This is a genomic window from Microbacterium sp. ZKA21 (genome assembly GCF_050434165.1).
Taxonomy (GTDB): Bacteria; Actinomycetota; Actinomycetes; order Actinomycetales; family Microbacteriaceae; genus Microbacterium.
Genome location: NZ_JBNPVV010000009.1, coordinates 21,540 through 43,899, shown reverse-complemented (window position 1 = coordinate 43,899; position 22,360 = coordinate 21,540). Strand labels below are relative to the sequence as shown.

General features: G+C 68.2%; 25 protein-coding genes and 1 pseudogene. 18 read left to right on the top strand and 8 right to left on the bottom strand.

Annotated elements, in window-relative coordinates:
* Positions 1 to 4: 4 nt before the first annotated feature.
* The 3 genes from M2317_RS16585 to M2317_RS16575 all read right to left on the bottom strand — a co-directional run bounded on the left by M2317_RS16585 (position 5) and on the right by M2317_RS16575 (position 1,334).
* A complete protein-coding gene (locus tag M2317_RS16585; RefSeq protein WP_429462058.1) occupies positions 5 to 385 on the bottom strand; it encodes a hypothetical protein in 381 nt (126 codons plus the stop codon).
* A gap of 39 nt (positions 386 to 424) precedes the next feature.
* Complete coding sequence (locus M2317_RS16580; RefSeq protein ID WP_429462056.1) at positions 425 to 634, bottom strand: hypothetical protein; 210 nt, start codon at positions 632 to 634, stop codon at positions 425 to 427.
* A 73-nt stretch (positions 635 to 707) separates the two neighbouring features.
* On the bottom strand, positions 708 to 1,334 hold the full coding sequence (locus M2317_RS16575) for an SGNH/GDSL hydrolase family protein (protein WP_429462054.1): 627 nt from the start codon (positions 1,332 to 1,334) through the stop codon (positions 708 to 710).
* Between the two features lie 120 nt (positions 1,335 to 1,454).
* On the opposite strand from M2317_RS16575, the gene M2317_RS16570 reads away from it, so the two are divergent.
* Both M2317_RS16570 and M2317_RS16565 read left to right on the top strand, forming a co-directional pair.
* Positions 1,455 to 2,096, top strand: coding sequence for a DedA family protein (locus tag M2317_RS16570; protein ID WP_429462052.1), 642 nt, complete (start codon positions 1,455 to 1,457; stop codon positions 2,094 to 2,096).
* 68 nt (positions 2,097 to 2,164) lie between these two features.
* Positions 2,165 to 3,091 (top strand): methyltransferase family protein, encoded by a 927-nt coding sequence (locus M2317_RS16565; protein ID WP_429462050.1) that lies wholly within the window; start codon positions 2,165 to 2,167, stop codon positions 3,089 to 3,091.
* Here M2317_RS16565 and M2317_RS16560 read toward each other — a convergent pair.
* Complete coding sequence (locus tag M2317_RS16560) at positions 3,072 to 3,383, bottom strand: hypothetical protein (RefSeq protein WP_429462048.1); 312 nt, start codon at positions 3,381 to 3,383, stop codon at positions 3,072 to 3,074. The two genes, M2317_RS16565 and M2317_RS16560, sit on opposite strands and share 20 nt — an antisense overlap.
* A 185-nt stretch (positions 3,384 to 3,568) precedes the next feature.
* Here M2317_RS16560 and M2317_RS16555 point away from each other — a divergent pair, with 185 nt between their 5' ends.
* The gene (locus tag M2317_RS16555; protein WP_429462046.1) at positions 3,569 to 3,730 is read left to right on the top strand and encodes a hypothetical protein; all 162 of its coding nucleotides are present in this window, start codon (positions 3,569 to 3,571) and stop codon (positions 3,728 to 3,730) included.
* 13 nt (positions 3,731 to 3,743) lie between these two features.
* Here the strand turns inward: M2317_RS16555 and M2317_RS16550 are convergent, their stop codons facing one another.
* On the bottom strand, positions 3,744 to 4,058 hold the full coding sequence (locus M2317_RS16550) for a hypothetical protein (RefSeq protein ID WP_429462044.1): 315 nt from the start codon (positions 4,056 to 4,058) through the stop codon (positions 3,744 to 3,746).
* 57 nt (positions 4,059 to 4,115) lie between these two features.
* Between M2317_RS16550 and M2317_RS16545 the strand changes: the two genes are divergently transcribed.
* A complete protein-coding gene (locus M2317_RS16545; RefSeq protein ID WP_429462042.1) occupies positions 4,116 to 4,751 on the top strand; it encodes an FMN-binding negative transcriptional regulator in 636 nt (211 codons plus the stop codon).
* Positions 4,752 to 4,766: 15 nt separating this feature from the next.
* Here the strand turns inward: M2317_RS16545 and M2317_RS16540 are convergent, their stop codons facing one another.
* Positions 4,767 to 5,369, bottom strand: a complete 603-nt coding sequence (locus M2317_RS16540) for a TetR/AcrR family transcriptional regulator (protein ID WP_429462040.1) — start codon at positions 5,367 to 5,369, stop codon at positions 4,767 to 4,769.
* 70 nt (positions 5,370 to 5,439) lie between these two features.
* Between M2317_RS16540 and M2317_RS16535 the strand changes: the two genes are divergently transcribed.
* Both M2317_RS16535 and M2317_RS16530 read left to right on the top strand, forming a co-directional pair.
* Positions 5,440 to 6,012, top strand: coding sequence for a DUF1992 domain-containing protein (locus M2317_RS16535; protein ID WP_429462039.1), 573 nt, complete (start codon positions 5,440 to 5,442; stop codon positions 6,010 to 6,012).
* A gap of 109 nt (positions 6,013 to 6,121) precedes the next feature.
* Positions 6,122 to 7,018 (top strand): alpha/beta fold hydrolase, encoded by an 897-nt coding sequence (locus M2317_RS16530; RefSeq protein ID WP_429462037.1) that lies wholly within the window; start codon positions 6,122 to 6,124, stop codon positions 7,016 to 7,018.
* Positions 7,019 to 7,138: 120 nt separating this feature from the next.
* On the opposite strand, the pseudogene M2317_RS16525 reads toward M2317_RS16530, so the two are convergent.
* A pseudogene (locus M2317_RS16525) lies at positions 7,139 to 7,474 on the bottom strand (glycosyltransferase family A protein); the annotation flags it as partial.
* Positions 7,475 to 7,481: 7 nt separating this feature from the next.
* Positions 7,482 to 8,423, bottom strand: a complete 942-nt coding sequence (locus M2317_RS16520; protein WP_429462035.1) for a DMT family transporter — start codon at positions 8,421 to 8,423, stop codon at positions 7,482 to 7,484.
* Between the two features lie 34 nt (positions 8,424 to 8,457).
* Here M2317_RS16520 and M2317_RS16515 point away from each other — a divergent pair, with 34 nt between their 5' ends.
* The 12 genes from M2317_RS16515 to M2317_RS16460 all read left to right on the top strand — a co-directional run bounded on the left by M2317_RS16515 (position 8,458) and on the right by M2317_RS16460 (position 22,274).
* Positions 8,458 to 9,054 carry a TetR/AcrR family transcriptional regulator gene (locus tag M2317_RS16515; RefSeq protein ID WP_429462033.1) on the top strand — a complete coding sequence of 199 codons (597 nt, stop codon included), beginning with the start codon at positions 8,458 to 8,460 and terminating at the stop codon, positions 9,052 to 9,054.
* A 158-nt stretch (positions 9,055 to 9,212) separates the two neighbouring features.
* A complete protein-coding gene (locus M2317_RS16510) occupies positions 9,213 to 10,856 on the top strand; it encodes an ABC transporter substrate-binding protein (RefSeq protein ID WP_429462031.1) in 1,644 nt (547 codons plus the stop codon).
* The gene (locus tag M2317_RS16505) at positions 10,853 to 11,932 is read left to right on the top strand and encodes an ABC transporter permease (RefSeq protein WP_429462029.1); all 1,080 of its coding nucleotides are present in this window, start codon (positions 10,853 to 10,855) and stop codon (positions 11,930 to 11,932) included. Before M2317_RS16510 ends, M2317_RS16505 begins: the two co-directional genes overlap by 4 nt.
* Before the next feature lie 4 nt (positions 11,933 to 11,936).
* The gene (locus M2317_RS16500) at positions 11,937 to 12,845 is read left to right on the top strand and encodes an ABC transporter permease (protein WP_429462027.1); all 909 of its coding nucleotides are present in this window, start codon (positions 11,937 to 11,939) and stop codon (positions 12,843 to 12,845) included.
* A 1-nt stretch (position 12,846) separates the two neighbouring features.
* Positions 12,847 to 13,887 (top strand): ABC transporter ATP-binding protein, encoded by a 1,041-nt coding sequence (locus M2317_RS16495; RefSeq protein ID WP_429462025.1) that lies wholly within the window; start codon positions 12,847 to 12,849, stop codon positions 13,885 to 13,887.
* Positions 13,884 to 14,957 (top strand): ABC transporter ATP-binding protein, encoded by a 1,074-nt coding sequence (locus M2317_RS16490; protein WP_429462023.1) that lies wholly within the window; start codon positions 13,884 to 13,886, stop codon positions 14,955 to 14,957. The genes M2317_RS16495 and M2317_RS16490 overlap by 4 nt, the downstream gene beginning before the upstream one ends.
* A complete protein-coding gene (locus tag M2317_RS16485) occupies positions 14,954 to 16,042 on the top strand; it encodes a LacI family DNA-binding transcriptional regulator (RefSeq protein ID WP_429462021.1) in 1,089 nt (362 codons plus the stop codon). The genes M2317_RS16490 and M2317_RS16485 overlap by 4 nt, the downstream gene beginning before the upstream one ends.
* A complete protein-coding gene (locus M2317_RS16480) occupies positions 16,039 to 17,670 on the top strand; it encodes an FAD-dependent oxidoreductase (protein ID WP_429462019.1) in 1,632 nt (543 codons plus the stop codon). Before M2317_RS16485 ends, M2317_RS16480 begins: the two co-directional genes overlap by 4 nt.
* Before the next feature lie 52 nt (positions 17,671 to 17,722).
* A complete protein-coding gene (locus tag M2317_RS16475; RefSeq protein ID WP_429462017.1) occupies positions 17,723 to 19,189 on the top strand; it encodes a glycoside hydrolase family 5 protein in 1,467 nt (488 codons plus the stop codon).
* 190 nt (positions 19,190 to 19,379) lie between these two features.
* A complete protein-coding gene (locus tag M2317_RS16470) occupies positions 19,380 to 20,057 on the top strand; it encodes a response regulator transcription factor (protein WP_429462015.1) in 678 nt (225 codons plus the stop codon).
* Entirely contained in the window at positions 20,050 to 21,369 is a 1,320-nt protein-coding gene (locus M2317_RS16465) for a sensor histidine kinase (protein WP_429462013.1), read from the top strand. Before M2317_RS16470 ends, M2317_RS16465 begins: the two co-directional genes overlap by 8 nt.
* Before the next feature lie 83 nt (positions 21,370 to 21,452).
* Positions 21,453 to 22,274, top strand: a complete 822-nt coding sequence (locus M2317_RS16460) for a hypothetical protein (RefSeq protein WP_429462011.1) — start codon at positions 21,453 to 21,455, stop codon at positions 22,272 to 22,274.
* The last annotated feature ends 86 nt before the right edge of the window (positions 22,275 to 22,360 follow it).

Sequence of the window (22,360 nt, the reverse complement as noted above, 5' to 3'; positions counted from 1 at the left end):
GACCTCACCAGAAGCGGTCGGGCTCCTTCTCGGGAAACGGGTCCGATCCCCACCGGACGGCTTCGTCCTTCGCGGCGTCCACCGCGGCATCCGCTCCGCGCAGCGCGACGTCGGCATCGAACGCGGCCGACCGGACCGCATCGACCTTCACGGCCGTCCGCGGACCGTCCGCGGTCGCAGTGATGGTCGTGGTGAGCACCTTGCCCTGCCAGACCGACAGCTCGCCGGACGGCTCTTCAGCGCGCTGATAGCGCACCCCGCTCTCGAGATCCGTGATCGCGACGACCGTGCTCGTCCCGCTCGCGAGGTCGAGCTGCTCCGCCACCTCGACGCGGTGACCGACGGGGATGGGCGCCGAAGCCGCCAGCACGAGGGTTCTGTCCATGACACCACTCTAGGAACTTCGCCTGTGCGGCGCACTCGGTCAGTCGTCGTCTTCGCGGCGCTCCTCGTCGGGCACGTCGAGCGACTGCTCGAACACGTCGGCGAAATCAGCGTCGACACCCGCGGCATCCGGGAGCGCATCGCCGAGCGGCTCCTCCACGTCATCCGGATCGGCTCGCAGGTCGCGCTCCTGATCCCAGCGATCGGGCAGCGGCGTGTCATCGTCGATGGAATTCTTCGGATCGCTCATCGCATCCTCCGCTCCGGGCTCGTCTCCTCCTGCTTCCAGGATGCCGCGCCCGCGACGAGAGCGGAAGAGCGCATCAGTCGCGGAGCAGCTCGCCCGCCCCGGCCAGCCAGGTCTCCGCGACGATGCGATGGCCGTCCGCCGTCGGGTGGATGCCGTCGCCGGCGATGCTCTCCGGCCCATCGGTCTGCGCGGCGGCAGCGAGCACGGCATCCAGCGGGACGAACGTCGCACCGAACTCGTCGGCAAGACGTCGTTCGATCTCGATCTTCGGGTCGAGGTCCTCACGGAACCGCAGCTTGTCCGTCACCGGGAGAAGGAACGGCTCGAGGATCACGATGGCCGCGTCGGTGCGTTCGCGGATCGCTGTCAGGATGGTGCGCAGGTTGGCCTCGAACTGCTCGGCGCTGGTGGCGTCGTCGTCGTCGTAGCGGCGCCAGACGTCGTTGATTCCGATCAGGATGCTGACGACATCCGGGTTCTCATCGATGCAGTCGACATCGAGGCGCGCGATCAGATCGCCCGTGCGGTCCCCGCCGATCCCCCGGTTCACGACGCGCAGATCGGGACGTGCATCGGCGAGGCGCGCCGCGATCAGCCGGACGTACCCGTCACCGAGCTGCTCCGGGTCGTTTCGTCGTCCGGCATCCGTGATGCTGTCGCCGAAGAAGAGGATGGTGCGCGGGCGAGCGTCGCTGCTCATCGAGAAGGGTCCGATCTTTCGTGGTTGGTACGGGTGGGCTCGAGCGAGCCGCGGCCATCCTATCCGGCGGTCGGGACGCTCTGCGCGATCCTTCAGCTTCGCTCGCCTAGCGTGGATGCCATGACGTCGAGCGCCGAGAATCTCAACGCCATCGCCGCCTGGGCGATCTCCCTGATGGAGACGCTGGGTGGACCGGGAGCCGGTCTCGCGATCGCCCTGGAGAACCTGTTCCCTCCGCTGCCGAGCGAGATCATCCTTCCCCTGGCCGGCTTCACGGCGCACCAGGGCTCGCTCAGTCTGGTGTCCGTGCTGATCTGGACGACCGTCGGCTCGATCGTCGGCGCTCTGGCCCTGTACGGCCTCGGCGCGTGGCTGGGCAGACGACGGCTGTTCGCGATCGCGGAGCGGATGCCGCTGATCAAGGTCGAGGACGTCGAACGAGCCGAATCCTGGTTCCTCAGACACGGTTCGAAAGCGGTGTTCTTCGGCCGGATGATCCCGATCTTCCGCAGCCTCATCTCGATTCCGGCCGGCATCGAACGGATGCCGCTGCTGCGCTTCACGCTGCTGACCGCGGCGGGAAGCGCCATCTGGAACACGATCTTCGTGATGGCCGGCTATCTCCTCGGCGCGAACTGGCACATCGTCGAGGACTATGCCGGCATCTTCCAGAAGCTGGTGATCGCGGTCGTCGTGATCGCCGCCGTGGTGTGGATCGTGCTTCGGGTGCGTCAGTCCCGCCGCGATCGCGCGGCGGTCTGATCGGAGAGGGTCCACGTCCGGCTCACGATGGGAGCGGCGCATCTCCATCGACCCGGCAGAATGAGGACGTGATCCATCCGACGGCGCGCACCGGGCGCACCTATTTCGCACTGCAGGCAGTCGCCGGAGCGGTCTGGTGGATCATGGTCGGGGCCAGCCCCACGATCCGCACAGCGACGCTCGGAACGCTCGACCCGGTGCTCGTGGCGATGCTCGACCTCCCGTTGTTCGTGATCGCCTCCGCGCTCGCCGCGTGCGGCCTGCGGTGGGCGGTATGGATCGTCATGTCCTGGACGATTCTCGTAGCGGCTGGCATGGCCGGGTACGCGACGATCGCGGGATCCGCAGGATGGGGTGCCCTGCTCATGATCGCCGCGGCGGGTGGCAGCGGCGTTGCAGGTCTGCTGGTGCTGAGGGGGCGCCTGCCCAGCGAATGGCTGCTGACCGGGCCGTTCCGCTTCCGGACGGCTCCGGAGCGCGGCTCGCATCTCGGTCGCACGTTCGCGCAGATCATCGTGTTCTGGGGGCTGTTCCTCGTCGTCCTGCCGGCTGTGATCGCCGCGGTGGAGCACCGTTGGGTTCTGACGCTCGAGGTCGGGCCACCGGTGCGGATCGTCGGAGCCGTCCTCCTGATCGCCATGAGCGCTTTGGGACTCTGGTCAGCGGTGACGATGTCGAAGCGCGGCGACGGCACGCCGTTGCCGTCGGCGATGCCCCATCGGCTCGTGATCTCGGGGCCGTACCGATTCGTACGCAACCCCATGGCGCTCGCCGGCATCGCCCAGGGCGTCGCGGTCGGGATGCTGCTGGGATCGTGGCTGGTCGTGCTCTGCGCGCTCTGCGGATCGCTGGTGTGGAACTTCCTGATCCGTCCGCACGAGGAGGCGGATCTCGCGCGTCGGTTCGGCGCGGCGTTCGAGGACTACCGGAGGCGTGTGCGGTGCTGGATCCCTTCCCTGCCGGTCAGCGGAGCACCTACTGCGGGCCGTCGATGACTTCGTCCACGAGCGCGATGCCGCCAGAGGAGTTCGCCGAGTCCATCAGATCCTGAATCCACCGCTGGTTCAGCTCCGGGGGTTCGGGAGCGTCGAAGATGAACTTCAGCGGGATCGACGGATGCAACCAGATCGTCGATCTGCCCCGAGGCTGGTTGTCCGGATGCCGCCAGGACATCGTGAAGCCCTCGTGGCGACGAAGCTTGGTCGTCACGACGACTTTCAGGTGCGCGAGGGTGCGATCGTCCAGGACGATCGGACGATGCTCGCCGTCATAGATGAGTCGACCCATATCCGCACGCTACGCTCGCCGACCGGCGTGCGCCAGGGGCAACGCCGTCGGCTCCACAGCCGTCATACGTCACGGCGAGGGCTCGCCGGGCCGGCGATTCTCCCGTCGCAGCGGGTCGCTGTCAACGGGTGTGAACGCATCCGCGAAGAGGATCACGCTGGCCGGAACGACGATGGGAGAAGATGATGTCCGACCCGAATGCTCTACCGGACGACGAGCGCCGCGTGAATGCCGACGGCTTCGATCCGGATATCCCCACGACAGATGCCCGCCCGGATCCGGACGATACCTCCCCTGCCGAGGAGGATGCGGACGAGGACACGATCGAGGTCGAGGATCTGCCGTAGACGCACTGAGATCTCAGGCGTCCGGCGCGTCGAGGACCTCGTCGACCAGGGTGATGCCACCCGTGGAGTTCAGGGAGTGCATGAGCGCCTCGATCCACTTCGCATTGAGCTCCGGAGGCTCCGGTTCTTCGAAGGTGAACCGCAGCGGTATCGACGGATGGATCCAGATCGTGGAACGGCCGACCGGCTCGCCGTCGGGATGACGCCAGGACAGCGTGAAGGACTCCTGCCTGCGCAGTTTCGTCGCGATGACGACCTTGAGGTGCGCGAGGGCGCGGTCCTCAATGTGGATGGCGTCAGCCGACGCGCCATAGTGAAGTGTGCCCATGGGGTGACGGTACCTCATCCGGGCAATCGCGTGGCGGAGGCTCGTTACTCTGGGTCCATGTACACGCCGCGGTTCAACCACGTGCCCGATGAGGATGAGATCCGGGCGATGGTCGCAGCCGCGCGCACGGCGTGGTTCGTGACCGCGGATGCCGATGGCGTGCCCGTGGCGACGCTGCTGCCGATCATCTGGCGAGGCGACACGGTGATCGCGCACATGGCCCGCGCGAACCGGCAGTGGCGGACCTTGCCGGATGCCGCCCCGGCGCTGCTGATCGTGGCGGGACCCGAGGCTTACATCAGCCCGAGCTGGTACGCGTCCAAGGCGGAGCATGGCAAGGTCGTCCCGACGTGGAACTACTCCGCCGTCCACCTCAGCGGAACGGCGGTCGTCCACACGGATGCCGAGTGGTTGCGGGATGCCGTCGCCGACCTGACCGAGATGCACGAGTCCGAGCGCGCGCAGCCGTGGGCGATCACCGATGCGCCTGCGGACTTCATCGACGAGCAGCTGCCGGGGATCGTGGGCATCGAGATCAGTGTCACGAAGATCGAGGGAAAGGCGAAGCTCTCGCAGAACCGCAGCGAAGTCGACCGGCTCGGGGTCATCGACGGGCTGGAGGGCGAGTCGTTCGCGGGCGCCGCCGAGGTTACGGCGGCGATGCGCGCCGGGATCGAGGATGCGGGGCGCTGAGGCCTGCAGTAGCCGTCACGGCACGGGGCGGAAGAGCCGCTCCAGATGATGGTCGATGGCGGCGAGTGCCGCTTCCGGTGCGATGACGTCGAGCTCGAGAAGCGGTGCGAAGCCGGTCAGGGCGAGAACGAGGTCGGTTTCGACCTCTGGATCGCGGTCCGCTGCGATCTGACCTTTGCTGATCGCCTGCCGAATGAGGCGTTCGACCATGGCCCGGCCTTCGCGCAATCCGACGGCGACCTGCTCGTGCAGCGCTGTGTCATGCAGCGCTTCGAGCACGTAGGCCGCATGCATACGGCTCGCCGCCGTGGCGTCCGGGCGGAGCGGGAGCATCGCGATGAGCACCACTCGCAGCACGTCGCGAGGATGCGGGGGCTGTTCCAGTGAGGCGATGGCCTGCGCGACCCGCTGAGAGGTCTGGTCGGCGGCGAGATCCACGGCGAAGGTCAGCATCTCGGCGCGGGAGGAGAAGTAGTGCTGCAGCTGGCCCAGTGAGACGCCGGCCTCGCGGGCGACTTCGCGCATGGTCGCCTTCGCCCACCCGTGCCGATCGGTGATCGACCACAGCGCTTGCGCGATGGACTCGCGTCGCTCGGCATGGTCGACCTGCTTGGGCACACTGCCTCCTCGTTCCCGTACGATTTAAACAATACACTTGACCGAAAACGTGCGGACGGACGTGAGGCCGATGACATTCCCGGAATCGAGACCCCCTCTCTCCTTCTACAACCCCGCTGCTTTCGCCTTCGACCCCGAGGTGGCGATCGCGCTGATCGCCGATATGCAGATACGCAAGGCCATCGAACGCGGGGAGTTCGACGACCTGCCCGGCAGCGGCGAGCCGCTCGATCTGCCTGACCACCATGACCCGGATTGGTGGCTGAAGAGCCTCATGCGACGGGAGCAGATCGTCATGCTGCCGCCGTCCATCCAGCTCCGCAAGGACGATGCCGCGCTGGACGCCGAACTCGATCAGCTCTCGAACGAGCCCGCCGTCCGCCATGAGGTGGAGCAGTTCAACGAACGGGTCATCCAGGCGCGCTATCAACTCCCCGCAGGGCCGCCACTGATCACCATGCCGCGCGACGTCGAGGCCGCGGTGTCCGCCTGGGCCGCTCGTCGGACGACCAGAGCCGAGGAGGCCCGCCGTCGAGCGGAAGAGGCCAGGGCGCAGGAGGAAGAGAGGCCGAAGAGCCGCCGTCGCCGTCGATTCCTCGGCACCCGTGCAGGCCGATCGCCGCATCGCGGCACGGAAACGTAGGCGGCACCGGCAGGATGTCGTGGCTGCCGTCGCCGGTGCGTCCGACTTATCCGATTCCGTGTGACTCACCCATCCGGAGCTCCCCCGATGCACGTTCGGCAGCTATTTTGTGATCGTGTCGACAGGATCTCGGAACAGGGGCGCATCGGTCTCCGCTGCCGCCCTGGATGCCGCCCTCGGCGACATCGACTGGACGATCCCTCCCTCCGGATCGGTGCTGTCACGGTTCCGCGCGCCGAGCGGTGAGTTGGCAGTCGTATCACTGGGCGATCCGACGCAGCCGCGCGTCGTCCTGGTGCCCGGCGCGACGGGCTCCAAAGAGGACTTCGCGCTGATGCTGCCGATCCTGGCCCGGGCCGGCTACTTCGTGCAGTCGTTCGACCTCGCCGGTCAGTACCAGTCGCACCTCGCCGGCGAGGGTTCGACCTACACGTATCAGCTCTTCATCGACGATCTGGTCGCTTTCCTCGAGGCGGGAGGCCCCGCCCATCTTCTGGGCTATTCATTCGCGGGTACGATCGCTCAACTCGTCGCTGTCCGCCGACCGGAGCTGCTGCTCTCCCTCACGCTGCTGAGCACGCCGCCGGGCTCGGGCAACGTCTTCGCACGAATGCGGTGGCTGGGCCCGATCGCTCCTGTCGCGAGCGCGCGGCACGGTGCCGGACTCATGATCTGGGGCATCGTGACGAACAAGAATCGCGTACCGCCCCGACGGCTCCAGTTCGTGCGCTCTCGGTTCGCGCTGACCAGCCGCCGCAGCGTCGACGAGATCGTCGGCCTGATGATGGCGTCTCCGGATCTGCGGGACCGGCTTCGGCGGCTGCCGTTGCCGAAGCTCGTCGCGGCCGGATCGCGGGATCTGTGGCCACCATCCGCCCACGAACGGTTCGCGCGCGACATCGGCGCCGAGTTCCGCATCTATCCGACCGGACACAGCCCGAGCGAGACGACGCCGCACCAGCTCAGCGCGGATCTGCTGGACCTGTTCGCCGACGCTCGCCGTTGAGTCATCGGCGAGCGGATGCCGCCGCGCGCGCCCTGCGACGCGCCCGTCGTCGCCGAAGCGGCGCCTCGTGCGGCAGGTGGAGGCGCACGCCCCGTAGAAGCGCGGATCCCCCGCGACGAAGTCGAGTTCGGCACGGGCCTCGAACGACCGTGCGATCCGCTCGATCCACTGCGGACCCGGTCGGGAATCGGCATCCAGCCTCGCGATGATGTCGCCCGTCGCCGCGTCGTAACCTGCGGATGCGGCCTGAGGAATGCCGGGGACGGGCTCGGTGACGACGCGTGCGCCATGCCGCTCGGCGACCGCCGTCGTCTCGTCGGTGCTGCCGTTGTCGACCACCACGATCTCGTCCGCCGCACGGGTCTGCTGTTCGAGGGCCCGGAGGCACGCCTCCAGCAGAGGTGCGTCGTTCCGAACCGGTATGACCACGGAGACGGAGAGGCGATCGGTCGTCATCGTCCTCCTATTGTGCGCGCCCGGCCGCTGCGGCGGGAGAACCGGCCTCGCGCGTCCCACGCGTCTCGCTCGTCAACACGATCGCCACGCCTGCGCCGCAGAGGGCGAACCCGAGGAGCGTCACGATCGTCAGCGGCTCGTCGAGCAGGAGCGCTCCCGCGGCCGCGGTCGTCGGAGCGACGAGGAACAGCAGCGCATTCAGTGCCGTGATGCCGATTCGGCGCAGCAGCCACCAGTACAGTCCGTATGCCGTGAGGGTGGGAAACGCGGCGGCGAAGCCGGCCGCGGCCCAGAACGCCGTGGATGCCGGCGGCGCCAGGACGCCGAAGATCGCGGCGACCAGCACCAGTGCCGCGGCGGTCGCGGTCACGTGGATGGTCAGGGTGAGGAGCGTCCCGGTTCTGGGCGCAGAGCGGCGCTGGAGGAATGTTCCGATGATCAGGCATGCCATCGCGAGGGCCGGCCAGAGATAGGAGGCCGGGTGTGCGGTCGAGTCATCGAGCTGAGAGCGCACGACCAGCAGGACCCCGACCGCTCCGACGAGGAGCCCGCCCCACTGCGCTCCGCGGACGCGCAGACCCAGCAGCGGGCCGACCAGCATCGCGACCACGAGGGGCTGCACGGCATCGATCAGAGCCGTGGTGCCGGTGGCGACACCTTCCGCGATCGCCGCGTACACCGCGGTGCAGTAGCCGAACTGCGCGAAGAAACCGATGAGTGCTTGTCGGCGCACGTCCGCATGGGCGACCCCGCGGGCGGCGCCCGTGGAGACCACGACGACGAGCAGGACCACGGCGAGCGGTATGAATCGCCACACGAGCAGCGTCAGCGGCGAGACGTCGTCCGCGGCGATCGCTGGAACGAGGAACCCGGAACTCCAGCTCACGACGAAGGCGATGGCGGCCGCCGCCGTCACTCCCCCATGAAGTACACCGATCTGTTTACTCATGGCTTCGACTATACAGATTGGTATAGTCGAGTCCATGGTCGTCACCGTTCCCGAACTCGCCCCGCTCACGCCGGGTGCCACCCGCGTGCTCGACGCCGCCTCGCGGCTCTTCTACGAGCGCGGCATCCACGCGGTGGGCGTCGACACCATCGCCGAGGCCGCCGGCGTCACGAAGAAGACGCTCTACGACCGATTCGGTTCGAAGGAGTCGCTCGTCGTCTCGTATCTGCAGCACCGGGATGCTCGCTGGCGCGCGCACGTCGCCGAGCATCTCGCTGCTGCGCCCAGCCCTGGGCCGGATCGCATCCTCGCCGTGTTCGATGCGGCGATCAGCTGGTCGGATGAGAACAGCCCGAAGGGATGCAGTGCGATCAATGCCCGCGCCGAGATCGGCGACGGACACGATGGGCATCCGGTCTTCCCCGAGGTCTCTCGCCAGAAGAAGTGGCTGTTCGAGCTGTTCGACGAACTGTGCCGCGAGGCCGACGTCACCGATGCAGAGACGACGGCGCAGGCGATGATGCTGCTCTATGAGGGCGCGATCGTGACTGTCGGCATGGAGACCTTCCCGCAGCCGTTCGAGGCGGCGCGGCGTCTGGCGAAGGGGATGCTGGAGCAGGAGATCGGCTGACGGCCGAGGCAGGCGACTTCCGCTCTTGACACCTTCCGGAGGCCTCGCTACCGTATTGCTCATACGTAGAAGCAATGTGAATTCTTCAACGCCCGACCGGTCATACGTATGAGCATTCCCGGACCATCGGCGGGCACATCCAGTCAAGGGAGACAGGAATGTCCAGAACGTCACGCACCGTCGCCGCGCTCACGGCGCTCGCGCTTGCCGCAGGAATGAGCGCGTGCTCGCCCGGGACAGCGGCCTCGAGCGCTCGTACCGACACGATCGTGTTCGGCAAGTCGGACGGCGGCACCACGTACGTGCGCAACTACAACGTGCTCGGGCCGGCCACTGAGAAGGCTCCGAACTCCGAGCTCATCTACGAGCCCCTCGCGCGCGTCGACTACAGCGACGGCGCCCTGGTGAAGCCGTGGCTCGCGGAATCGCTCGACTTCGACGACTCCGGCACGACGCTCACGATCGGCCTGCGCGACGACGTGACGTTCTCGGACGGCGACCCGTTCGACGCCGACGACGCGGCCTACTCGCTGTCGCTCCCGCTCGAGAACCCGGCGCTCAACCTCGCGGGCGTCACCTACACCTCGGTCGAGAAGATCGATGACCTCACCGTCGCCGTCATCTTCGACTCTCCCTCCTTCGCCGCCCTCAACCAGTTCGCATCGAGCTCGCTTCCGATGGTGCCGAAGCACATCTGGGAGGAGCAGGACCTCACGACCTGGACGAACCCCGAACCGATCGGCACCGGGCCGTTCACGCTCGACGCCTTCGCCGCGCAGCAGGTCACGCTCAAGGCGCGCGACGGGTACTGGGGCGGCGAGATGCCGATGACGTACTTCAAGATCCTCGCCACCAACGGCGAGACCGTGAAGGCGCAACTGCTGCGGGGAGACGTCGACTGGGCGCCCACCGGCTGGCCGGGGGCCGAGGACGAGTTCGTGGCGAAGAACCCGGAGACGAATCTCTATCAGCTCTACGCCACCGGCGGTGCGTACTCGATGATGTACAACACGGCACAGGCACCTTTCGACGATGCGAACCTGCGGAAGGCGCTCGCGCTGTCGATCCCTCGTTCCGACATCACCGCGACCCTCAACCGCCCCGGTACCGAAGCCGGACCGACGGGCCTCGTCGACGAGATCTACGAGGAGTGGATCGCCCCGGAATACCGCGGGGTCGTGCAGGAGGTCGACGAGGATGCCGCGAAGGCCGCCCTCGCAGCGAGCGGTTACGAGGTGGTCGACGGCGCTCTCGTGAAGGATGGCCAGACCTATACGCCCCGCCTCTCCTTCAATCAGGACTTCGGTTGGAACGCCTACGCGGACATCATGATCAACAGCTGGCAGAAGGTGCTCGGCATCACCGTGGCGCCGGCCGGGGCCCCAGGTGCCACGCTCTACGACCAGCAGAAGACGGGAGAGTTCGATCTCACGATCGCGACGACCGGCGGTGCGGGCGTGTACGGCGTCTACAGCTTCCTCGACAGCCGCTACGCGGAACCGATCGGCACGTCCGCCGCGACGAACATCGGCCGCTGGAACGATCCGGAGACCGACGAGATCCTCACGGGCATGACCCAGGCCTCCGACGTGGAGACGATGAAGTCGCTCGCGCTCGAGATGCAGAAGATCGTCGTCGACGAGGTTCCGTTCACGCCGCTCTACAACTCCTACTGGTTCGTCGATGTGAACGCGTCGAACTGGAGCGGCTGGCCGACGCCCGAGGACTTCACGGCCGTGCCGTTCCCGAGCCTCGGCCCGGACACGGTGCTGACGCTGCTCTCGCTCGAGCCCGCATCATGACGACCACCGCCGGTCAGGTCTCGGCGGCCGCGGCCGACGCCGCGCCCGCCGAGGCTCCACGCACGCCGAAGAAGCGCAAGCGCGGACGGTTCCTGTTCCGCCGCCTCGGCTTCTACCTCGTGGCCGCGTGGTCGGCGATCACGCTCAACTTCATCATCCCGCGTCTGATGCCCGGCGACCCGTCGGCCGCGATCATCGATCAGCTCGAGCGCGTGAGCGGGCAGTCGCTGCCGCCGGACACGCTCGTCTCGATCCAGGGCCTCTTCGGCAACCCGGACGACAACCTGTTCGAGCAGTACGTGGCGTACCTCGCCCAACTGGCGCGCTTCGACCTGGGCGTATCCATCGTGAACTTCCCGGTGCCCGTCGCCGATCTCGTGGCGGCGGGCCTCCCCTGGACACTGCTGCTGGTCGGCACCACCACGGTCGTGGCGTTCATCCTCGGGACAGCCCTCGGCGTCGCTGCGGGCTGGCGCGCCGGCACCCGCTTCGACGCGATCGTCACGCCGCTCACGACCTTCCTCTCCTCCGTCCCGTACTTCTGGGTGGCGCTGCTCGCCCTCTGGGCTTTCGGCTTCGTCCTCGGCTGGTTCCCGCTCGCGGGCGGCTACGACCCCAACATCCCGATCTCGTTCGATCCGGCCTTCATCGCGAGCGTGCTGCAGTACGGTGCGCTGCCCGCAGCAACGATCGTGTTCTCCGCCTTCGGCGGCTGGATGCTGGGCATGCGCAACATGACGGTCACGACGGTCGGAGAGGACTACGTCCTCCTCGCTCAGGCGAAGGGCCTCTCCCCCGCCAGGGTGCGCTGGCGCTACGCCGCCCGCAACGCGATGCTGCCGCAGTTCACGGGCTTCGCGATGGCCCTGGGCGGTGTGGTCGGCGGAGCCCTGCTCACGGAGATCGTGTTCAGCTATCCCGGCATCGGGTACCTCCTCTTCTCTGCGCTGCAGAAGCGCGACTACCCGGTCATGCAGGGAGTCTTCCTGCTCGTCACCTTCACGGTGCTCGTCGCGAACCTCATCGCCGATTCCGTGTACGTCTGGCTCGATCCCCGTGTCCGAGAGGAGGGCTGAGGTCGTGAAGTACAACATCTTCGGCAACGGCAAGGTCGCCTTCGGGGTGATCCTGCTCTCGTTCTTCGTGCTCCTCGCCGTGTTCGGCCCGTGGTTCACCGGCTCCGTCCTGGGCCTCGATGCGCGTGCCAACGACATCTCGGCGATCGCCGCTCCACCGAGCGCCGAGCACCCGCTCGGCACCACCCAGTTCGGTCAGGACGTGCTCGCCCAGGTGATCGAGGGCGCACGGGGTTCGATGTTCGTCGGATTCCTCGGTGCGACCATCGGCACGGCCATCGCCGTGCTGATCGGCGTCCCCGCAGGCTACTTCGGCGGCACCACGGGGAACTTCCTGAACTTCCTGACCAATCTGTTCCTCGTGATGCCGGTTCTGCCGCTCATCTTCGTCCTCGCCGGCTACCTGCAGGGAACGGGGCTCGTCATGATCGCGTTCATCATCGGCGTGTTCGGCTGGGCCGGGGGCGCTCGCACCCTGCGCGCCCAGGCCATGAGCGTGAGCAACCGCGACTTCGTGCAGGCCATGCGCATGCTCGGCGAATCCGACCGCCGCCTCATCTTCACCGAGGTGATGCCCCACCTCTACGGCTGGATCGCGTCCATGTTCCTCGGCGGGCTGATCGGGGCGGTCATGGCGGAGGCGGGGCTCGCGTTCCTCGGAGTCTCCGACTCGTCCGCGATCAGCTGGGGGACGATGATCCAGGCCGCCCAGCAGCAGAGCGCCGTGCTCCGCGGCCTGTGGTGGTGGTTCGTCCCGCCTGGGCTGTGCATCGCACTCGTCGGCACGGCAGCGGCCCTCATCAACTTCGGGGTGGATGAGCTCGCGAACCCGAAGCTCCGCTCGGCGTCCCGCCGCGTGGCGAAGCGCACGGCCGCCGTGCAGCGCGCCGCCCTCGTCCCGGAAGGGGTCTAACATGACGTTCACCCAGACGATGCGCGACGGCGGGACAGCCGTCACGACGGCATCCGACATCGTGCTCGACGTCGACGGGCTCTCGGTGGAGTACGCGACCGCCGGGGCACCGGTCCGCGCCTGCACCGACGTGACCTTCCAACTGCGCCGCGGGGAGATCCTCGGTGTCGTCGGCGAGTCGGGTTCGGGGAAATCCACCCTCATCACGGCACTGACGCGGCTGCAGCGACCACCGGCGGTCACCACGAGTGGTCGCATCGTGTTCCATCCGCAATCCGGCAGGCCTGGTATCGACCTCGTGCAGCTCAAGCCGCGCGCGCTGCGGTCGCTGCGATGGACGAGTCTCTCGATCGTGCTGCAGAGCGCGATGGACGCACTCAATCCGGTGATGCGCGTTGGCGAGCAGTTCGTCGACGTCCTCCGCGTCCACGACCGCTCGATGAGCCGCGCGGCCGCATGGGCCGAGGCCAGGCGCCTGCTCGGCCTGGTCGGCATCTCCGCGGATCGCGCCAGGAGCTATCCGCACGAGCTCTCCGGCGGCATGCGCCAGCGCGCGACGATCGCGCTCGCTCTGGCATGCCGACCGGAGCTCGTGGTCATGGACGAGCCGACGACCGCTGTCGACGTCGTCATGCAGCGGCAGATCCTCGCGCAGGTACTGCGGCTTCGTCGCGAGTTCGACTTCGCGGTGGTGTTCGTGACCCACGATCTCTCGCTGCTGCTCGAACTCGCCGATCGCATCGCGGTGATGTATGCCGGACGGATCGTCGAACTGGCCTCGGCACAGGACCTCTACCGGACGCCGATGCACCCGTACACGCGGGGCCTGCGCGATTCGTTCCCCCCGTTGCACGCTCCGCTCGAGCGGCTCGAAGGAATCCCCGGAACGCCACCCGATCTCAGGGCCCTTCCCTCGGGGTGCCCCTTCGCACCGCGCTGCCCGGCGGTGATGGAGCGATGCCACGAGCATCTTCCCCTTCTGACCCCGCGCGACGACCGCTCGGTCGCCTGCCATCTCCACGATGAGGAGCTCGTCCGATGACCGAACCGGTGCTCGAAGCCGTCGACGTGGCGAAGCACTTCGCCGTCGCGAACTCCGTCGGCGACTCCTCCGTCGTGCGCGCCGTGGAAGGCGCCAGCATCCGACTCGAGCCGGGCCGCATCACCGCCGTCGTCGGGGAGAGCGGAAGCGGGAAGACGACGCTCGCGCGCCTCCTGGCCCGCTTCTACGAGCCGACCTCCGGGCAGATCCGCCTCGACGGCGTGACCGTCGCCGGAGACGGCATCCGCAGGTCGACGGTGCCGAAGTCGTACCGGAAGGCGGTGCAGCTCATCTTCCAGGATCCCTTCGGGTCCCTCAACCCGCTCCACCGGGTGCGTCACAACCTCGAACGAGCGGTGCGTCTGCATCACGGTCGCCTCGGCAGGACGGAGGTCGATCGCCGCCTGGCGAGCCTCCTCGAGCGCGTGAGCCTCACGCCGGCGAGCGACTACCTCGACAAGTTCCCGCACGAGCTCTCCGGTGGCCAGCGCCAGAGGGTCGTCATCGCCAGGGCGCTCGCGGTCGAACCGCGCGTGCTGCTCGGCGATGAGCCCATTTCGATGCTCGACGTGTCCATCCGACTCGAGATGCTCAATCTGCTCGACAAGCTGCGACGCGAGGACGGCCTCGCGCTCCTGTACATCACGCACGACATCGCGAGTGCGCGCTATCTGTGCGACGACATCGTCGTGATGTACGCGGGCCAGATGGTGGAGGCGGGTCCGAAGGATGCCGTCATCTCCGATCCGCAGCATCCGTACACGAAGCTGCTCGTCGAGTCGTCGCCGGATCCGCACCGGACCACGGCCACGGATCGCGACGACATCTTCGGGGCCGCCGACGAGCTCGGCGAGCCGCCGAGTCTCATCGACCCGCCGCCGGGATGCCGGTTCCATCCGCGATGCCCCTTCGCGATGGAGAAGTGCCGCACGACTCCCCCTCCCCGCGCGCAGCTGGCCGACGGCCGATGGGCCGACTGCTGGTTGCACGACGAGGGACGAGCCGATGAACTCGCCCACGCCACGATGACGGAACGCATCACACGAAAACTGACGGAGGAACCCCGATGACCAGCACCAACGGACGCCAGCGCGCGGCCAGGCAATCGGATGTCGCGGCGCTCGCCGGGGTCTCTCAGTCGGCGGTGTCCCGCGTGATCAGCGGAGATGCGGATTCGCGGATCCCCGAGGAGACGCGCCGTCGCGTGCTCGATGCCATCGCGACGCTCGGCTACGTGCCGAACCCGATCGCGCGGAACCTCCGCGGAAAGCGCACGCAGCTGCTCGGCGTGCACACGTTCGAGGCGCTGTTCCCCAACGCCCGCGAGAGCTTCTACTTCGAGTTCCTCCTCGGCATCGAGGAGCGCGCGGAGGAGACTCGTCACGACCTCGTGCTGTTCAGCTCGACGGGCGACGGCGGCGGTGCGCGGAAGATCTACCGCGACGAGACCAACCGACTCACGATCGCCGACGGCAGCGTGCTGCTCGGCATGTCTCCCGATCGCGACGAGCTCGCGCGGCTCTGGCACGAGGGCTACCCCTTCGTCCACATCGGCCGGCGCGAGGTGCTCGGCGCCCCGTTCCCGTGCATCATCCCGGACTATCGGCGGGCATCCGCCGAGATCGTCCGTCGGCTGCACGACCACGGGCACCGGTCCTTCGCCTTCATCCGCGAGTCGATCGAGGGCGAGCCGTATGAGGACCGTCGCGACGGCTACCGGACCGCGGTGACCGAGCTCGGCATCCGTGATGTCTCCCCCGGGTTCCTCTATGACGAGAGCGGGCTCTCCGATGCCGTCATCGAGGGCTTCGTCGACGGCACCGTGACCGCTGCCGTGGTGGAGAGCGAACGGATCGCGGAGACGCTCCGCGGGCAGCTGGTCGCTCGCGGACTGTCGATTCCGGACGATGTGTCCGTCGCCGTCCTCGAGGACACCTCCGGTGCCGGTGTGCGCTGGGACGACCTGCGCATCCCGCGCAAGGAGATCGGACGGATCGCGGTCGAGCGGCTCATCGAGATGGTCGACGATCCGGATGCCCCGCGGGAGAGCGTGCTCGTCGCATGCACGGTGATGCCGGGCGAGACGATCACCGGGCCGCGCGGCGCGGTGCCGACCGCTGTCGCGCCCACGACGGCGGAGGGAGACGAACGATGACCCCGGTCGCGCCCGACCTCCTCGTCGTCGGCGGCGGCATCGGCGGCGTCGCCGCCGCTCTCGCCGCCGTCCGCCTCGGACGCCGCGTGGTCCTCACGGAGGAGACCGACTGGCTCGGCGGCCAGCTGACGAGTCAGGCCGTGCCTCCGGACGAGAATGCGTGGATCGACGAACCCTCCACGAGCCCCGGCTACGCCGAGTTCCGCCGCCGCGTCCGCGACTACTACCGGCGGAACTATCCGCTCACGTCCGCGGCCGCGGCGGCCCCCATCCTCAACCCGGGACTGGGCGTCGTGAGCCGGCTGTGCCATGAGCCGCGCGTCGCCCTCGCGGTGATCGAGGAGATGCTGGCGCCCTGGGTCGCATCCGGCCGGCTCGAGGTGCTTCTGCGATATCGTCCTGTCGCGGTCGAAATGGACGGAGACCACGTGCGATCGGTGACCGTCCGTCGCGCCGACGGCACCGAGCGCGAGCTCTCCGCCCCGATCGTCGTCGACGCGACGGAACTCGGTGAGTTGCTGGCGCTCGGCGACGTGGAGCACGTGATCGGCGCGGAGGGTCGCGACGACACAGGGGAGCTGCACGCCCCGGAGACGGCGAACCCGCTCGATCAGCAGGCGATCTCCTGGTGCTTCGCGCTCGAACATCGCCCCGGAGAGGACCACGTGGGTGATCGCCCGGCGCGTTACGAGCACTGGCGCACGCACGTGTCTCCGTTCTGGCCCGGCCCGCAGCTGTCCTGGACCGACGTGGATCCGATCAGCCTGCGGGTGCACACGCGCCCGCTCTTCCACCTGCGCCCGACCCCCGACATGCCGTTCGATCTCTGGCGCTTCCGTCGGATCCTCGCTGCGGAGAACTTCCGCGAGGGCACGATCGACTCGGATGTCACCATCGTCAACTGGCCGCAGATCGACTACTGGGAGGCGCCGGTCCTCGGCGTCGACGAGGATGCCGCCGCGCGCGCGCTCGCGGCCAGCCGTGAGCTCTCGGCATCCTTTCTCTACTGGATGCAGACCGAGGCACCCCGAGAGGATGGCGGAACCGGCTACCGAGGGCTGCGCCTGCGCGGCGACGTGACGGGCACCGACGACGGCTTCGCCAAGACGCCGTACATCCGCGAAGCGCGCCGAGCGATCACGGAGTTCCGCGTGCTCGAACAGCACGTGGGGGTCGAGGCGCGCGGCCCCGGAGTCGGCAGCGAGATCTTCGCTGACAGCGTCGGGATCGGTCACTACCGCATCGACCTGCACCCGAGCACGTCGGGACGCACGTACGTCGACATCGAGGCGTACCCGTTCCAGATTCCGCTCGGCGCACTCCTGCCGGTGAGGGTGGAAAATCTGCTGCCGGCGGCGAAGAACATCGGCTCGACGCACATCACGAACGGCTGCTACCGGCTGCATCCGGTGGAGTGGGCCATCGGCGAGGCCGTGGGGGCGCTGGCGTCGTTCGCGCTCGAGCGCGGCTGCCCGCCGCGTGCCGTGCGTGCGGATGCCGACCTGCGTGACGACTACCGGCGGCTCCTCTCCGACCGTCTCGGCGTGACGCTGCAGTGGTCGGAAGAGGTGCGCACGCACCACTGGAAGCCGGATCCGGTGGATGCCCAGGACGTCCCGGTCCGCTGAGACCGGGACTCGTGCGCCGCAACGAGGCGGCGGACGGATGAGAGGGAGAACAATGTTCAGACCACATCGATCTCGCCGGGTCGCGTTCGCGCTGACCGGCCTCGTCGCGACGGTGCTCGCGCTCGCGGCGGTGCCGGCGACGGCCACGGCAGCCCCCATCGGGAGTGCTCCGGCTCTTCAGGTGGACGGCAATTGGATCCGCGACGCGAACGGCAACGGCGTCACGCTCCAGGGAGTCTCCGTCCTCGCACCGGAGCAGAACGACGTGTGCGAGTACTGCAATTCCCGCCCCACGTCTGAGCTCATCGACCTGGCGGCGGATGCCGGGGCCGGCTGGAACTCTGACGTGGTGCGTCTACCCGTCACCGAGATCAGCTCCACGACGGATCTCGCCGCGTACGATGCGCAGTACATCGCGCCGTACGTCCAGCAGGCCGTCGATCTCGGCATCTACATCATCATCGACCTGCACCTCGTGCGGGATTACGGTGACACGGCGGGTGCGGTCCCGCAGTCGATGGTCAAGCGGTTCTGGGATTACATCGCGCCGATATACGGCGGCACGTCGAACGTCATCTTCGAGGTGTTCAACGAACCCATCAACCCGGCCGACTGGAACACGTGGAAGAACTACATCCAGCCCGTCGTGGATTCCCTCCGGACGGCCGCTCCCGACACGCTGCTCCTGATGGGCTCGCCGCAGTGGAGCACCATGCTCAACGGCGCGACCACGAACCCCGTCGAGGACGACAACCTGGCGTACGTCTATCACATCTACCCCAACCAGGGCTCGCCGACCGCGGCGCTGCTCGACGCGAAGTTCGGAAATGCCGCCGATCAGGTCCCTGTCGTGATCACCGAGTTCGGCTGGAACCCCGAAGGCGAGTTCTCCGACGCCGTCACGCGCGGCACGACGTCCAACTGGGGCGTTCCGTTCCGCGAGTACGTGGACGCGCATCCGTGGATCGGATGGCAGGCGTGGATCCTCGACAACTTCTGGAAGCCGCAGATGTTCGACTACGACTGGAACCTGATGGGCGGCGAGTATCAGGGTCAGTTCATCAAGTCCTGGCTCGCTGGCGAACCGAACGTGTCGCCGTGCCAGACGCACGACGCCGTCGGCGCGAGCGTGCAGGTGTCCTCGGTATACCAGACGTTCACGGGCGACAACCTCACCGACGGCGATTGCACCGATGCCGGCCGCTGGATCTCGGCGATCGGCGACACGACACCGACGGCGACCGTGACGCTCGCGGCGGCCCAGGATGTCTCGTCCGTCGGCGTCTACAGCGGCTACAGCGGCGGGACGGGAGTCGTGCTCGTGGACTTCACGATCGAGGTCCACACCTCCGCTGGTTGGCAGCAAGTGGCCGCGGTCACGGGCAACACGCAGGCAGCTCGGGATGTTCCGGTCGGCGTGAGCGGAGTCGATCAGATCCGCCTCGTGGTCACGAACCCCTCGGCCTCGACGACGGAGGCGAAGATCGCGCGCGTCTACGAACTGGCCGTGCGCGGCTGACACACGTAGACATGGGGCCCGGGGACTCCTGCGAGTCTCCGGGTCCTCTCGGTCCGGTCTGGCATGAGGATGCCGGATCCTTCACGTGGTGCGGCGGGCGCAGCGTTCTGCCCCTCGAAACGCTTCGCGGACGCGCCGCTGCGCCCGTCGCTTCAGCCCGGATTCAGCATCGAGCGGCCACACTGGAAGGATGCGGATTCTGGTGGTGGACGACGAGGTGCGCCTGGCCGAGGGCGTGCGCCTCGGCCTCGAGGCCGAGGGATTCGCCGTCGATGTCGCACACAACGGCGTCGACGGACTCTGGCGGGCGCGGGAGACGCGCTACGACGCGATCGTGCTCGACCTGATGATGCCGGGCATGAGCGGGTGGAAGGTGTGCGAGGCGCTGCGCGCAGAGGAGAACTGGACACCGGTGCTGATGCTCACCGCGAAGGACGGCGAGTGGGATCAGGTCGAGGCCCTCGAGACGGGGGCCGACGACTACGTCACGAAACCGTTCTCGTTCGCGATCCTGGTGGCTCGACTGCGCGCGCTCGTCCGGCGGGGAGCCGTCGCCCGTCCGGCGATTCTGGAAGCGGGTGATCTGCGGCTCGACCCCGCCGCGCATCGCGTCTGGCGCGGTGAGAGCGCCATCGCTCTCACCGCCCGCGAGTTCTCCGTCCTGGAATATCTGATGCGTCATCGCGGTCAGGTTCTGTCGAAGCGCGCCCTCATCGACGGCGTCTGGGACGACGACTTCGACGGCGATCCGAACATCGTCGAGGTCTACGTCGGGCATCTGCGCCGCAAGCTGGACAAGCCCTTCGGCCGCGAGGCGATCGAGACCGTCCGCGGTGCGGGCTACCGGCTGGCGGCGGACGGTGGCTGACCGCGGGTGGCGCTCGGTGCGAGGCAGGACGACGCTCGGAGCGACTGTCGTCGTCGCGGTCGCCTTGCTCATCGGGGCCTTCACGTTCTATGGAGTCCTCAGCAGCAGCATCCATGGCAGCACGGAACGCGCGGCCGAGCAGCGCCTCGAAGTGCTCGCGGAACGCCTCGACGGCCCTGGCGGCGGAGACGCGATCAACGCGATCGACGATGAGATCGTTCAGATCATCGGGCCGGACGGGTCCGTCCGCGCGGCCAGCGAGGAAGCCCGCGAAGCGCTGGGATCGAACGCTCTGCCCCTCTCCGACGACCCGCGGACGCTGATCGTCGACGAGGAGCAGATGCTCGTCGTCTCAGAGGGCCTCGACGACGACCAGACTCTCGTGGCCGCCGTCTCGATGGACGACGACGCGGAGACGCTGGCGACGGTCTCGATCCTGCTGGCCATCGCCGTCCCGCTGCTGCTGCTCCTCGTCGCGGTGACCACCTGGCTCGTCGTCGGCCGTGCGCTCCGCCCGGTCGAGCGGATCCGTGAGCGCGTCGACGACATCACCGCTGATCGCCTCCACCAGCGCGTGCCGGTGCCCGACACAGCCGACGAGATCGCCGCGCTCGCGATCACCATGAACGGCATGCTCGATCGGCTGGATGCCGCCGCCACCGCGCAGCGGCGGTTCGTGTCCGACGCGTCGCACGAACTGCGCTCCCCGCTCGCGACCATCCGTCAGCACGCGGAGCTCGCGCAGGCCCATCCCGAGGTGACGAGCATCGACGAGCTGGCAGAGGTCGTGTCTGAGGAGGGGCTGCGTCTGCAGGGCATCGTCGAATCCCTGCTGCTGCTTGCCCGACTCGACGAGGGCGCTGGAACGCACGACGAGGCGATGGACCTCGACGACGTCGCGCTCGGCGAAGTGCGGCGCCTGCGCGCGGCAGGGCTCGAGGTCGACGGCTCCGGCATCCACGCCGCGCGGGTGCACGGCGACCCGCGCCTGCTGGGACAGCTGGTGCGCAACCTCGCCGACAACGCCGCCCGCCACAGTCGCGGCCGGGTCGCGATCGGCGTGACCCCGTCGGATCGGTACGTGTTCGTCACGGTCGAGGACGACGGCTCCGGCGTCCCCGCAGAGGAGCGCGAGCGGATCTTCGAACGCTTCGTCCGACTCGACGAGGCGCGCAGTCGTGACGCCGGAGGCAGCGGACTCGGTCTGGCGATCGCGCGAGGCATCGCAGCGTCCGCCCACGGCTCCCTGACGGTCGATGATTCCCGCTGGGGCGGCGCGCGCTTCGTGCTCGCGCTCCCCCTCCGCGACTGATCGGACGCCTGGATCGTCGTTTCCTGAAGAAGCCTTCAGGACGCTTCAGGGAGGCTTCAGCACCACTGCGACACCATCGAGACATGGACGACAAGACACCCACTCCCGACAACACGCCTCACCAGACCCCGGCTTCCGCACCAGGCGCTCCGGCGGGTCCCGTGACACCGGCGTCCGGCGAGGCACCGCATTCGGCGGCCCCCGCAGCGGCACCCGCTCCCGCCGAGGCGAAGCGCGGACGAAAGCGAGCGCTCCTCATCGGCGGCGGTATCGCAGCGGCCGTGCTGCTCGCCGGCGGCGGCATCGCGGTCGGCGCGGCGATCGGAGACGAGTTCGGCGATGACGACAGTTCATCGGCGTCCGACGGTTCGCGCCACGACGACACGGCCCGCGACGACACGGACCACGATGACCGGGACCACGGTGACAGCGACGACGAGCATGATGACCGGAGTGAATCCTCGACCGGCGGCGGCCCGGTCACCGGCATCGGCACGGCGTCGGCGGACGAGTTGATCGAGATCGCGGATGCCGCGCGCGACGCCGCCGAGGGCGATGTCACATCGATCGACGCGAAACGCGACGGCACCTGGGAGGTGCAGTTGACGAACGCCGCAGGCGACGAGACCGAGGTCCGCGTCGACGAGGGGCTCACGGCATCGGTCATCTCGACCGACCCGGGTGACGGCGACGACACTGCCGCCAGCCTGAGCCTGGATGACGAGACGATCCGCGCACTGGTCGCCGCCGCACTCGCCGAAGCCGACGGGATGATCACCGACCTCGATGTCGACGGCGACGATGTGAGCCCGTACGACGCCTCGGTCCTCACGTCGGACAACCGCTCGATCGACATCGACTTCGGCGCGGACTTCGTCGTCGTCGGTACGGACATCGACGACTGAGCGGGACGTCTCCCGCCTGTCGAGCGAGCACCGGGTGTGCGGCCGAACTGCGCTGAATGAGCGTCGTGTTCCTGCAAGGCGAGAAT

Bases quoted from the DNA above. Each gene is read 5' to 3' on its own strand.
- M2317_RS16560 (WP_429462048.1), bottom strand. From the start codon at position 3,383: ATGGGTCGACTCATCTATGACGGCGAGCATCGTCCGATCGTCCTGGAC.
- M2317_RS16545 (WP_429462042.1), top strand. From the start codon at position 4,116: ATGTACACGCCGCGGTTCAACCACGTGCCCGATGAGGATGAGATCCGG.
- M2317_RS16515 (WP_429462033.1), top strand. From the start codon at position 8,458: ATGGTCGTCACCGTTCCCGAACTCGCCCCGCTCACGCCGGGTGCCACC.
- M2317_RS16475 (WP_429462017.1), top strand. From the start codon at position 17,723: ATGTTCAGACCACATCGATCTCGCCGGGTCGCGTTCGCGCTGACCGGC.
- M2317_RS16460 (WP_429462011.1), top strand. From the start codon at position 21,453: ATGGACGACAAGACACCCACTCCCGACAACACGCCTCACCAGACCCCG.
- M2317_RS16585 (WP_429462058.1), bottom strand. From the start codon at position 385: ATGGACAGAACCCTCGTGCTGGCGGCTTCGGCGCCCATCCCCGTCGGT.
- M2317_RS16490 (WP_429462023.1), top strand. From the start codon at position 13,884: ATGACCGAACCGGTGCTCGAAGCCGTCGACGTGGCGAAGCACTTCGCC.
- M2317_RS16510 (WP_429462031.1), top strand. From the start codon at position 9,213: ATGTCCAGAACGTCACGCACCGTCGCCGCGCTCACGGCGCTCGCGCTT.
- M2317_RS16470 (WP_429462015.1), top strand. From the start codon at position 19,380: ATGCGGATTCTGGTGGTGGACGACGAGGTGCGCCTGGCCGAGGGCGTG.
- M2317_RS16555 (WP_429462046.1), top strand. From the start codon at position 3,569: ATGTCCGACCCGAATGCTCTACCGGACGACGAGCGCCGCGTGAATGCC.
- M2317_RS16495 (WP_429462025.1), top strand. From the start codon at position 12,847: ATGACGTTCACCCAGACGATGCGCGACGGCGGGACAGCCGTCACGACG.
- M2317_RS16570 (WP_429462052.1), top strand. From the start codon at position 1,455: ATGACGTCGAGCGCCGAGAATCTCAACGCCATCGCCGCCTGGGCGATC.
- M2317_RS16485 (WP_429462021.1), top strand. From the start codon at position 14,954: ATGACCAGCACCAACGGACGCCAGCGCGCGGCCAGGCAATCGGATGTC.
- M2317_RS16505 (WP_429462029.1), top strand. From the start codon at position 10,853: ATGACGACCACCGCCGGTCAGGTCTCGGCGGCCGCGGCCGACGCCGCG.
- M2317_RS16550 (WP_429462044.1), bottom strand. From the start codon at position 4,058: ATGGGCACACTTCACTATGGCGCGTCGGCTGACGCCATCCACATTGAG.
- M2317_RS16535 (WP_429462039.1), top strand. From the start codon at position 5,440: ATGACATTCCCGGAATCGAGACCCCCTCTCTCCTTCTACAACCCCGCT.
- M2317_RS16580 (WP_429462056.1), bottom strand. From the start codon at position 634: ATGAGCGATCCGAAGAATTCCATCGACGATGACACGCCGCTGCCCGAT.
- M2317_RS16575 (WP_429462054.1), bottom strand. From the start codon at position 1,334: ATGAGCAGCGACGCTCGCCCGCGCACCATCCTCTTCTTCGGCGACAGC.
- M2317_RS16520 (WP_429462035.1), bottom strand. From the start codon at position 8,423: ATGAGTAAACAGATCGGTGTACTTCATGGGGGAGTGACGGCGGCGGCC.
- M2317_RS16480 (WP_429462019.1), top strand. From the start codon at position 16,039: ATGACCCCGGTCGCGCCCGACCTCCTCGTCGTCGGCGGCGGCATCGGC.